This window comes from Pseudomonas sp. B111 (assembly GCF_026428275.1).
GTDB lineage: Bacteria > Pseudomonadota > Gammaproteobacteria > Pseudomonadales > Pseudomonadaceae > Pseudomonas > Pseudomonas aeruginosa.
The window spans coordinates 476,723-488,711 of record NZ_CP097857.1 but is presented as its reverse complement, the minus strand read 5'-3'; the positions used below and the strand labels follow the sequence as shown (position 1 = coordinate 488,711).

General features: G+C 57.9%; 11 protein-coding genes. 5 read left to right on the top strand and 6 right to left on the bottom strand.

What is annotated here, in order from left to right:
- Nucleotides 1–319: 319 nt before the first annotated feature.
- From M6E97_RS02260 to M6E97_RS02245, 4 genes are all read left to right on the top strand, one after another.
- Complete coding sequence (locus M6E97_RS02260) at nucleotides 320–1,807, top strand: leucyl aminopeptidase (protein ID WP_009313447.1); 1,488 nt, start codon at nucleotides 320–322, stop codon at nucleotides 1,805–1,807.
- Entirely contained in the window at nucleotides 1,804–2,232 is a 429-nt protein-coding gene (gene holC / locus M6E97_RS02255; RefSeq protein ID WP_034005007.1) for a DNA polymerase III subunit chi, read from the top strand. The genes M6E97_RS02260 and holC overlap by 4 nt, the downstream gene beginning before the upstream one ends.
- 11 nt (nucleotides 2,233–2,243) lie before the next feature.
- The gene (locus tag M6E97_RS02250) at nucleotides 2,244–2,612 is read left to right on the top strand and encodes a hypothetical protein (RefSeq protein ID WP_003112023.1); all 369 of its coding nucleotides are present in this window, start codon (nucleotides 2,244–2,246) and stop codon (nucleotides 2,610–2,612) included.
- Nucleotides 2,613–2,732: 120 nt separating this feature from the next.
- On the top strand, nucleotides 2,733–5,585 hold the full coding sequence (locus tag M6E97_RS02245) for a valine--tRNA ligase (protein WP_003092872.1): 2,853 nt from the start codon (nucleotides 2,733–2,735) through the stop codon (nucleotides 5,583–5,585).
- Nucleotides 5,586–5,631: 46 nt separating this feature from the next.
- On the opposite strand, the gene M6E97_RS02240 is transcribed toward M6E97_RS02245, so the two are convergent.
- From M6E97_RS02240 to M6E97_RS02215, 6 genes are all read right to left on the bottom strand, one after another.
- On the bottom strand, nucleotides 5,632–5,937 hold the full coding sequence (locus tag M6E97_RS02240) for a hypothetical protein (protein ID WP_052154485.1): 306 nt from the start codon (nucleotides 5,935–5,937) through the stop codon (nucleotides 5,632–5,634).
- A 146-nt stretch (nucleotides 5,938–6,083) separates the two neighbouring features.
- Nucleotides 6,084–6,467, bottom strand: coding sequence for a hypothetical protein (locus tag M6E97_RS02235; RefSeq protein WP_124136454.1), 384 nt, complete (start codon nucleotides 6,465–6,467; stop codon nucleotides 6,084–6,086).
- Nucleotides 6,468–7,318: 851 nt separating this feature from the next.
- Complete coding sequence (locus tag M6E97_RS02230; RefSeq protein ID WP_126620845.1) at nucleotides 7,319–7,618, bottom strand: hypothetical protein; 300 nt, start codon at nucleotides 7,616–7,618, stop codon at nucleotides 7,319–7,321.
- Nucleotides 7,619–7,940: 322 nt separating this feature from the next.
- A complete protein-coding gene (locus M6E97_RS02225) occupies nucleotides 7,941–8,291 on the bottom strand; it encodes a hypothetical protein (protein ID WP_003159393.1) in 351 nt (116 codons plus the stop codon).
- A gap of 828 nt (nucleotides 8,292–9,119) precedes the next feature.
- Nucleotides 9,120–9,563, bottom strand: a complete 444-nt coding sequence (locus M6E97_RS02220) for a hypothetical protein (protein WP_153574086.1) — start codon at nucleotides 9,561–9,563, stop codon at nucleotides 9,120–9,122.
- Between the two features lie 7 nt (nucleotides 9,564–9,570).
- Nucleotides 9,571–10,392: a putative adhesin gene (locus M6E97_RS02215; protein ID WP_126620844.1), complete on the bottom strand. Its 822-nt coding sequence runs from the start codon at nucleotides 10,390–10,392 to the stop codon at nucleotides 9,571–9,573.
- Nucleotides 10,393–10,943: 551 nt separating this feature from the next.
- Between M6E97_RS02215 and M6E97_RS02210 the strand changes: the two genes are divergently transcribed.
- The gene (locus M6E97_RS02210) at nucleotides 10,944–11,921 is read left to right on the top strand and encodes an ABC transporter substrate-binding protein (RefSeq protein ID WP_003100588.1); all 978 of its coding nucleotides are present in this window, start codon (nucleotides 10,944–10,946) and stop codon (nucleotides 11,919–11,921) included.
- Nucleotides 11,922–11,989: the final 68 nt, after the last annotated feature.

Below are 11,989 nucleotides of genomic sequence, written 5' to 3'. Positions count from 1 at the left end.
ACGAAACGTTCATTATAGGGACGCGGCATGGCCGCGGGTTCCCGTGCGTACACAGTCGTGCCAGACACGCCGCAGTTATGCGACCATGTGCGGCAACGGCCGGGAGGCACCGCCAACCCGGCTCCGGCGCTGTAGAACCTCGGTTGCCATCCTCGGCATGGAACGACCCCCGCCGCAACGACTAAGCTGTCGCTGCCTGCGTCACCGCCCCGGCGGCGACCGTCAGTCCTCGGGACGAATCGTGCTCGGAACAATCGCTTACCGCTAACGGATGCCGCCCCTTGCGCCATCCCGACTGTCTGTATTGGGGACCTCTTCCATGGAATTCCTTGTTAAAAGCGTACGCCCGGAAACCCTGAAAACCGCCACCCTGGTGCTCGCCGTAGGCGAAGGCCGCAAGCTCGGCGCCAGCGCCAAGGCGGTCGACGACGCCACCGGCGGCGCCATCAGCGCAGTGCTCAAGCGTGGCGACCTGGCCGGCAAGGTCGGCCAGACCCTGCTCCTGCAGAGCCTGCCCAATCTCAAGGCCGAGCGCGTGCTGCTGGTCGGCGCCGGCAAGGAGCGCGAACTGGGCGACCGCCAGTACCGCAAGCTGGCCTCCGCCGTGCTGTCGACCCTCAAGGGCCTGGCCGGCGCCGATGCCGCGCTGGCCCTCGGCGATCTCGCGGTGAAAGGCCGCGATGCCCACGCGAAGGCGCGTCTGCTGGTGGAAACCCTGGCCGATGGCCTGTACGTGTTCGATCGCTACAAGAGCCAGAAAGCCGAGCCGCTGAAACTGAAGAAGCTGACCCTGCTCGCCGACAAGGCCGACAGCGCCGCCGTCGAGCAAGGCAGCAAGGAAGCCCAGGCCATCGCCAATGGCATGGCCCTGACCCGTGATCTCGGCAACCTGCCGCCGAACGTCTGCCATCCGACGTTCCTCGGCGAGCAGGCCAAGGGCCTGGCCAAGGAGTTCAAGGGCCTGAAGGTCGAGGTCCTCGACGAGAAGAAACTGCGCGAGCTGGGCATGGGCTCGTTCCTCGCCGTCGCCCAGGGCAGCGACCAGCCGCCGCGGCTGATCGTCCTGCAATACAACGGCGCGAAGAAGGACCAGGCCCCGCACGTGCTGGTCGGCAAGGGCATCACCTTCGACACCGGCGGCATCAGCCTCAAGCCGGGCCAGGGCATGGACGAGATGAAGTTCGACATGTGCGGCGCCGCCAGCGTCTTCGGCACCTTCCGCGCGGTGCTCGAACTGCAGTTGCCGATCAACCTGGTCGGCCTGCTCGCCTGCGCCGAGAACATGCCCAGCGGCGGAGCCACCCGTCCGGGCGACATCGTCACCACCATGAGCGGGCAGACCGTCGAGATCCTCAACACCGACGCCGAAGGGCGCCTGGTGCTGTGCGACGCACTGACCTACGCCGAGCGCTTCAAGCCTCAGTCGGTGATCGACATCGCCACCCTCACCGGCGCCTGCATCGTCGCCCTGGGCAGCAACACCTCGGGCCTTATGGGCAACAACGAAGCGCTGGTCAGGCAACTGCTCAAGGCCGGCGAGTTCGCCGACGACCGCGCCTGGCAATTGCCGCTGTTCGACGAATACCAGGAACAGCTGGACAGCCCGTTCGCCGACATCGCCAACATCGGCGGGCCGAAGGCCGGCACCATCACCGCCGGCTGCTTCCTCTCGCGCTTCGCCAAGAAATACCACTGGGCGCACCTGGACATCGCCGGCACTGCCTGGATCAGCGGCGGCAAGGACAAAGGCGCCACCGGCCGCCCGGTTCCGTTGTTGACCCAGTACCTGCTGGAACGGGCCAAGTGACCCGGGTCGATTTCTACGTGATCCCCAGCGCCGATCCGTCGGCGCGCCTGCAGGTCGCCTGCCGCCTGGCCGAGAAGGCCTGGCGGCAGGGCATGCGGGTCTACCTGCATTGCGCCGACGAGGCGCAGCGCAGCGAATTGGACGGCCGCCTGTGGAGCTTCCGCGGCGAGGCTTTCATTCCTCACAGCCTGGCCGAGGAAGACGCCGAGGCGCCCGTCGTCCTGGGCCTGGGCGAGACCCCGGGGAACCATCGCGACCTGCTGATCAACCTGACCCTCGAGGCCCCCGGCTTCGTCGCGAACTTTTCGCGGGTGGCCGAACTGGTGGTCGAGGAGCCGGCGATCCGCCAGGCGGCACGGGATAAATTCCGCTTCTACCGGGAGCAGGGCTATCCTCTACAGGACCATCGCCTGCCGCGTATCTGAAGTGCACGACCATGGACAGCCACAAACCGACACAACCCCCGGAGCAGTTGCTCGATGACCTGGAGTCGATCCACGACCTGCTCTACGAACGGAACGAGCCGCCCTTGCTGACCGAATCCTTCGAGCCGGACAACATTCCCCTGCTCTCCGACGTCGTCTCCCCCGGTACCGCCCCGCGCGCGCCAGAGCCGCAGGCCGCGGCAGCCACCACGGCAGGGCTGGCGCCCGCCGAACAGGAGCGCCTGGACGACGAGTTGCGAGCGTCCGCCGAACTGATCCTGCAGGAAGTCATCGACGACTTCGCCCCGCAGATCGAAGCCGAACTGCGCCGCCGCCTGCAAGCCCGCCTGGGTCGCCTGCTCGGCCAACGCAACGGCTGATCCGGACGCGGCGGGCGCCCGCCGCGGCCCGCGGCCTTACCCCCGGGCCGCCATCCCCGCTATACTCCCGGACTTTCTTCGCATTTTCCCCAGCCATATTCAGCTTTGGTCCCCTTTCGCATGGACAAGACTTACCAGCCGCACGCCATCGAGACTTCCTGGTACGAGACCTGGGAGTCCAACGACTACTTCGCTCCGAGCGGCGAAGGCCAGCCCTACACCATCATGATCCCGCCGCCGAACGTGACCGGCAGCCTGCACATGGGCCATGGCTTCAACAACGCGATCATGGACGCGCTGATCCGCTACCGCCGCATGCAGGGCCGCAACACCCTGTGGCAACCGGGCACCGATCACGCCGGCATCGCCACCCAGATGGTGGTCGAGCGCCAGCTTGGCGCCCAGGGCGTGAGCCGCCACGACCTCGGCCGGGAGAAGTTCCTGGAGAAGGTCTGGGAATGGAAGGAACAGTCCGGCGGCAACATCACCCGGCAGATTCGTCGCCTGGGCTCCTCGGTGGACTGGTCGCGCGAGCGTTTCACCATGGACGACGGCCTCTCCGAAGCGGTCAAGGAAGCCTTCGTGCGCCTGCATGAAGACGGCCTGATCTACCGCGGCAAACGCCTGGTGAACTGGGACACCAAGCTGCACACCGCGATTTCCGACCTGGAAGTGGAAAACCACGACGAGAAGGGCCACCTCTGGCACCTGCGCTACCCGCTGGTGAACGGCGCGAAGACCAGCGAAGGCCTGGATTACCTGGTGGTCGCCACCACCCGTCCGGAAACCCTGCTGGGCGACGCCGCGGTCGCGGTGCACCCGGAAGACGAGCGCTACGCCAAGCTGATCGGCCAGTTCGCCGAACTGCCGATCGTCGGCCGGCACATCCCGATCATCGCCGACGAGTACGTCGACCGCGAATTCGGCACCGGCTGCGTGAAGATCACCCCGGCCCACGACTTCAACGACTACGAAGTGGGCAAGCGCCACGACCTGCCGCTGATCAACATCTTCGACAAGAACGCCGCGGTGCTGGCCCAGGCCCAGGTGTTCCACCTCGACGGCAGCGTCAACCCGAACCTCGACCCCAGCCTGCCGCAGAGCTACGCCGGCATGGACCGCTTCGCCGCGCGCAAGGCCATCGTCGCCGAGTTCGAGGCCATGGGCCTGCTCGAGAAGGTCGACGATCACGCGCTGAAAGTACCGAAGGGCGACCGCTCCGGCACCGTCATCGAGCCCTGGCTGACCGACCAGTGGTACGTCAGCACCAAGCCGCTGGCCGAAGACGCCATCGCCGCCGTGGAAGACGGCCGTATCCAGTTCGTGCCCAAGCAGTACGAGAACATGTACTTCTCCTGGATGCGCGACATCCAGGACTGGTGCATCAGCCGCCAGCTCTGGTGGGGCCACCGCATCCCGGCCTGGTACGACGAGGCCGGCAACGTCTACGTCGGCCGCGACGAGGTCGAGGTGCGCACCAAGCACAAGCTCGGCAACGAGGTCGAGTTGCGCCAGGACGAAGACGTTCTCGACACCTGGTTCAGCTCCGGCCTGTGGACCTTCTCCACCCTCGGCTGGCCGCAGCAGACCGAGTTCCTCAAGACCTTCCACCCCACCGACGTGCTGGTCACCGGCTTCGACATCATCTTCTTCTGGGTCGCGCGGATGATCATGCTCACCATGCACCTGGTGAAGAACCCCGACGGCACCCCGCAGATCCCGTTCAAGACCGTCTATGTCCACGGCCTGGTGCGCGACGGCCAGGGCCAGAAGATGTCCAAGTCCAAGGGCAACGTGCTCGACCCGCTGGACATCGTCGACGGCATCGACCTCGATACCCTGCTGCAAAAGCGCACCAGCGGCATGATGCAGCCGAAGCTGGCGGAGAAGATCGCCAAGCAGACCCGCGCCGAATTCCCCGAAGGCATCGCCAGCTACGGCACCGACGCCCTGCGCTTCACCTTCTGCTCGCTGGCCTCCACCGGCCGCGACATCAAGTTCGACATGGGCCGCGTCGAAGGCTTCCGCAACTTCTGCAACAAGATCTGGAACGCCGCCAACTTCGTCATCGAGAACACCGATGGCCAGGACACCGGGGTCAACGGCGAGCCGGTCGAGCTGTCCTCCGTCGACCGCTGGATCATCTCCCAGTTGCAGCGCACCGAGCAGGAAGTCACCCGCCAGCTCGACGCCTTCCGCTTCGACCTGGCCGCCCAGGCCCTCTATGAGTTCATCTGGGACGAGTACTGCGCCTGGTACCTGGAGCTGGTCAAGCCGGTGCTGTGGGACGAGAACGCCCCCATCGAGCGCCAGCGCGGCACTCGTCGCACCCTGATCCGCGTGCTGGAGACGGCCCTGCGCCTAGCGCACCCGTTCATGCCGTTCATCACCGAGGAAATCTGGCAACGCATCAAGGGCCAGGCCGGCAAGGAAGGCCCGACCCTGATGCTGCAACCCTGGCCGGTGGCCGACGAAGGCAGGATCGACGCCGCCGCCGAAGGCGACATCGAGTGGGTCAAGGCGCTGATGCTCGGAGTACGGCAGATCCGCGGCGAGATGAACATCTCCATGGCCAAGCGCATCGACATCATCCTCAGGAACGCCTCGCCCAGCGACCACCGCCGCCTGGCCGACAACGAGCCGCTGCTGATGAAACTGGCCAAGCTGGAAAGCATCCGCGTGCTGGAAGCCGGCGAGGAAGCGCCGATGTCCGCCACCGCCCTGGTCGGCGACATGGAAGTATTGGTGCCGATGGCCGGCCTGATCGACAAGAGCGCCGAACTGGGGCGCCTGGACAAGGAGATCCAGCGCCTGGAAGGCGAGGTCAAGCGCGTCGGCGGCAAGCTGTCCAACGAAGGCTTCGTCGCCAAGGCCCCGGCCGACGTGATCGAGAAGGAACGCGCCAAGCTCGCCGAGGCCGAACAGGCCCTGGCCAAGCTGGCCGAGCAACGGCAGAAGATCGCCGCGCTCTAAGCACTCTCGCCAAGGTACGGGGCTGCGGCCTCGTACCTTTCTCCCCTCAGGCGCCGCTGTCTATCTGCGCCGAAGTGATCTGGCATACCGCGTTCACCGTGGCGCTGGCCGAATAGGCGATCTCCGGCAGTTTGTTCTGTGTGGCCTGGGCGCTCAGCATCAGCGACAGCATGGCCTTGCCGGCATCGGTATTCATCGGCGGCAGGCGCATCAGGCCAAAGCCGCAATCCGCCGCTCCCGGCTTGCTGACGATGAAGCCCCAGCCTCCACCCGGAGAATTCGCGTCCACCATGAAGCCCACGCGCATGATGGTGACGTTGTTGACTTTCTTGGCGATGGCGTGGGCTGATATTGATGTGAATAGCAGCCATAACAAAAAAAACAATAACACCTTAAAAAACAAGAAACCATTAACAACACTCACTGCAAAACGTCAAAACCCCACTCTATAAACTGACTAAAGCAACCATGCCTTTAGAAAAATAAATATCCAATTAGTTACCCACCTGTTTTTCTCAATACTGAAAAAGCTTTATGCCTATTTTTTTGAGAGGCGCTCCGCCCCTCAACCACCCCCTCCAAGCGTGCTAGTAGTACATCACTGACTTCTACTCCTCCTTGCTCTATCCAAGAAAGTGCCAAACCAATCCAGTAGTCAGACTCACTATCCAGTCCCGCCAAAACAACATTTAAGTAACAAAATCCCCCCTCAAGCTTTTCCCTAACCTCTTCGTAAGGTTTCTCCAATAAAACCAGAACCCTCCAAAAACTCTCTTCCTCCTGGAGAAAAAAGACCTGATCCCCCATGGACAAATACCACAACCCTTCGGAATTACACCGTAGCGCCATACCAACTTTAATATAATATTCAAAATCAGCCATCACATTCCTCTCTGGCGCTCAACCTTTACACTATATTTACTCATCACATCAACAAATACCTTGCGATTTTCTTCTGACTATCCCAGTAACGCCTAATATGCTAACTGGTGAAGATTCACACCATCTTGACCATGCCAAGATTTTACGACGCGACAAAACCAGCAAGACCAAAGGTATAAAATCTTTACTTACGACCTCAGCCTATTTATAACTCTCGCACATTAAAACTCAAGCTTTCAAAAGATTAAAAATACCCCAAAACCTAGAGAACCTTTCCTACAGAACACCATAAACAGCAGCTCCACTCTTAATTTATATCAAGAAAAGCCACTCAGAAAGACTTCAACACTTACTTCTCCCGCTCTTCGACCCAATCGAGCACGGCTAATTACTTCAGTATCCGCTGGACTCTCGGAGGGAATATAAATTTCAAAACATCCTGATGCGCTTCCATTAACCATTCCCCTCTCCCAGCATCCAAGAGACATCGCTTTCACTTAATCCAATACCGCTTAAAAATCCGAAAAGAGCCTCAGAGTCAAACTCCCCATCACGCATGAAAACGCCCCTCACCAGGGTAATTGAAATATCTCAACAAAAGGAAATACTTACCGACATATCTATAAACAGCAAAATGAAATTCATCCAAACCATCCTCACTCAATTCAAACTCATCACAGATACCAACCATTTCATCCAGGGACCTACTTATAACGGCAACAGGAGAACTACTTCTCCCAGCCCAGCCGCTCAAACCAACTCTCTCAGACAACATAAGCCTCCCTATAAACTTGCACACCCTCATAAATAACCACTTAAACAACCGCACCAATTTCTCAAGTTAGAGAAAATCAAAATATTTCCTTAACCACCCCCGTCCCGACGACTCGATCAAGCTCCCTGACTTCAAAATCATCCCCAACCTTTATTTCATTACCGAAAAACTCCCAGCTAGCAAACTTTATCCTAGTCACAATAGCCTCCCCCGGATAGTGAGCTTTATCGTCAGAATAGGTGTGAACCCCGCTAGCAAGGTATTCCACCTGATGAAATTTATGATGCGGGGAGTATCCACTCACAACACCTTTTACCTTAGGCCTAGGCACTTCCTCAGACAACTCTACCAAAGCTAAAATATCGTACATTTTCATAAACCACCGAGAATTCATGATTAATTGGTCTTATACTTCCATTCAGTAAATCCATACCCCCACTTTGACGGCTACTACTCCACTTTCTAAAAAATGGATGGAGCCCTATCAACTCTCCCCCCATATTTCTAACAGCCTTGATAGAAACCGCCCGATCACCGGGTCATAAAAGCGCCCGTTCATACGAACGAGTCCGGACTCCTCCAGTTGCTCATGGCCGGTGAAAAGGCGGTCGCGGAGGCTTGGCTGCCGTCGCCGAATTGAACCATTGGAGCGGTTAACCCTCCTATCCCCCCACTAACAGCGCCTTGCATCCTCTCCCTCAAGTGCCGCTGTCTATCTGCGCCGAAGTGATCTGGCATACCTCGTTCACCGTGGCGCTGGCCGAATAGGCGATCTCCGGCAGTTTGTTCTGTGTGGCCTGGGCGCTCAGCATCAGCGACAGCATGGCCTTGCCGGCATCGGTATTCATCGGCGGCAGGCGCATCAGGCCAAAGCCGCAATCCGCCGCTCCCGGCTTGCTGACGATGAAGCCCCAGCCTCCACCCGGAGAATTCGCGTCCACCATGAAGCCCACGCGCATGATGGTGACGTTGTTGACTTTTTTATCGATGGCGTGGGCTGACATTGATGTGAATAGCAGCCATAGCAATACAACCACTCTCTTGCCCATATAACCTTCTAAATGTCATTTTTCAACGATATACAAAGCATTTCTTCACCACCCCACTAAAAAAATCAGTACTCTGGCCATAGAAACCGTCTTAAATCTAGAAACAGAAAACACCAACAAAAAGTTTCAAACCAGCCATAACAAAAAAAACACAATAACAACACTCACTGCAAAAACTTAAAAACCCGCTCTATCAACCAACTAAAGCAACTATGCTTTTAGAAAAACCAATACCCAAGTAGTTACCCACCTATTTTTCTCAATACTGAAAAAGCTTTATGCCTGTTTTTTTGATTGGCGCTCCGCCCCTCAACCACCCCCTTCAAGCGTGCTAGTAGTACATCACTGGCTTCTGCTCCTCCTTGCTCTATCCAAGAAAGTGCCAAACCAATCCAGTAGTCAGACTCACTATCTAGTCCCGCCAAAACAACATTTAAGTAACAAAATCCCCCCCAAGCTTTTCCCTAACCTCTTCGTAAGGTTTCTCCAATAAAACCAGAACCCTCCAAAAACTCTCTTCCTCCTGGAGAAAAAAACCTGATCCCCCACGGACAAATACCACAACCCTTCTGAATTACACCGTAGCGCCATATCACCTTTAATATAATATTCAAAATCAGCCATCACATCCCTCTCTGGTGCTCAACCTTCACGTCATACTTCCTGACTGAACCCAAAAAACTTATGCTTTTTCTGACCGACCTCCCCATAACCTTCCAGCCCCTCATTGACAAAGAACCCTAGCTTGGCCCCTAAAGCCTGAAAAACTTTCAGAAAAATCTTATCAATAGATTGGAACAGACCTAATAACCGCAAGACTCTATAAATCTAAAAATGGCCAGCTACAAGCCCCACATATACCTCCTGGGCTTTATAGCCAACTTCCAAATCAACAGCCATCACCGCTTCCGAATACATCTGTGGAGGGCAATAATCATGCTCTTCAATATAATGAAGTATCAACGAAGGAGATGCAAAATATGCTCCTTTCTCAACTCCAGGAATCCATATTTCAGTAAAACCCAAACCAACATCTCCCACGAACAAATCCCGACATCCAGCGACTACACACTCATGTGCGCTCATTACTCTATTAACGTGGAAATCAACCGCTCCCTCCGACATAATTATCAACTTCAATTTATCAAGCAATCCAGAACTTACCCGCCCCCTGGAGTACTGCTGCCCTATTCCTAACCAACCTATGTTTCTTACACTACCTAACGGCCTCAAAAGAAAATACGAATAAAAAGACATGTCTGGGAAATACATAAATCACCTACCTCGCAAATGTTGTACAAGCAGCCCACTGCACGCATCCCATCCCAGGCTGTAATAGTTTTTCCAAGGGGGTACTGAACTCAACAGTCGTTGAGTTTCCATAGATATGCAATGCTGGACCTCTAGCAGTTTGAGCACTTAGAGTATAGTTAGGAATCTCAGCACGCGGCAAATAAGTAGCCATGCCTTCAATATCACCTGCAAGTCTCGGATTAATTTTTGCAGTCTGCGCCAAACCAGCCCAATCACCCAATTCAATAAATCGACCGGTTTCATCCACAATATTAATTCCAGGCCTTGGAAGAGTTATGTACGTCCCATCAGGCACCCAAAAATCCCCGCTACCGAAAACATATTTACCGTGCCCTGCGAACGCTTTCCCACTACCCCTAGAAAGTATACCAGCAGCATATTTATGGCCACCACGCCCTCCTAGCCCGCGCTCCGCTCCCGAGACGGCCCCGAACATAAAGTCAAAACCTACAGAAACTCTTGCGCGCCCGACAGGAAGAAAGACACTGCCAACATCAAACAAGCCACCGCCAGCACGCTGATCGATATTTTTATAAGATATTAACTCACTAAACCCTTCACCCCAAATAGCTTGAGAAGCCCAGTTATTCGAAAGATATTGAACACCTCCGGCAACTGGATTGACCCATGACATAGACTGAGAAAAGGATAGCCCTCCTTTTAAAATGCCCAGGCCAAATTCGAAGCCACTTTCCGGACCATTCCCCATCCACAAGTTGCTCAAGAACAACCAACTATTATCAATAACTGGCGAGTACCAACTTTTGGACGAAGAAATCTCCTCCAACGCATACCCCCGTCGGATCCACACTGGCGATCGGATTATTCCAGCCATAGGAGTAACGGTTGTAGGCCTGCGCCGCTATAGACACGGAAGTTTGCCGAACGCCAGCCAGCGGCGGTCGCGTCCCCGACCATGAGACAGATCGCCACGGCGACGATCCACGCACTCCAACGCCCCACCATGCATCCCCCAGAGCCCACCCCCATGGCAGGCACGCAGACCGGGCGCAAAGCACCGCTCCCAGGCAGGCGGTGCGGTACGCGTCCTTGCAACTCGGGAGACGTGTACCACAAGGCCATCAATTGGCCACATATCTTTGGTTGGGCTCGAAACCGATGACCTTCTGTTCGGAGGCCACGCGGGGCCTCATCGAATTTTCGCAAAGGGCAGGCACTCCCCCTTGCCCGCCCCCCAGCGGTAATCCCGCCGCAAGAAAAAACATCAAACCTGCTGACGACTTGCGCGAAAAATGCGATGTTTCGGCCACGCTGTACCCGCACCGCCCAATCAGAACAATTCGCTACAGCGCGCCAATACAATCAGGAGATCGCCGCATGATGCAGGCCTATAAGAATAAATGGTTGCCCCTCAGTGCCCTGGCCCTTGGCATGGCCCTGTCCTTCGGCGCCAACGCCGACGAGCAGAAGTCGGTGGCCGTGACCGCCATCGTCGAGCACCCGGCGCTGGACGCCGCTCGCGACGGGGTCAAGGAGGCCCTCCAGGAGGCCGGCTACGAAGACGGCAAGAACCTCAAGTGGCAGTACCAGAGCGCCCAGGGCAACACCGGCACCGCCGCGCAGATCGCCCGCAAGTTCATCGGCGACAAGCCCGACGTGATCGTCGGCATCGCCACTCCGTCGGCCCAGGCGCTGGTGGCCGCGACCAAGAGCATCCCGATCGTCTTCAGCACCGTCACCGACCCGGTCGGCGCGCACCTGACGCCGAGCTGGGAAGCCTCCGGCACCAACGTCACCGGGGTTTCCGACATGCTCGCGCTGGACAAGCAGATCGAGCTGATCAAGAAAGTGGTGCCGGGCGCCAAGCGCATCGGCATGGTCTACAACCCGGGCGAAGCCAACTCCGTGGTGGTGGTCAAGGAGCTGAAGGAGCTGCTGCCGAAGATGGGCCTGAGCCTGGTCGAAGCCTCGGCCCCGCGTTCGGTGGACGTCAGCTCGGCGGCGCGCAGCCTGGTCGGCAAGGTCGACGCGATCTACACCAACACCGACAACAACGTGGTGTCCGCCTACGAGGCGCTGGTCAAGGTCGGCAACGACGCGAAGATCCCGCTGATCGCCTCCGACACCGACAGCGTCAAGCGCGGCGCCATCGCCGCCCTCGGCATCAACTACAAGGAGATGGGCAAGCAGACCGGCCGCATGGTGGTGCGCATCCTCAAGGGCGAGAAGCCGGGCGAGATCAAGCCGGAGACCAGCGACAACCTGCAGCTGTTCGTCAATCCCGGGGCCGCGCAGAAGCAGGGCGTGACCCTGTCCGACGAACTGCTCAAGTCGGCCGCGGAAGTCATCAAGTAAAAAAAGCGGCCGCCGGCCGCGGGCGTCCCGCCCGTGGCCGGACGGCACGATAATCCTGCCTTCACGCA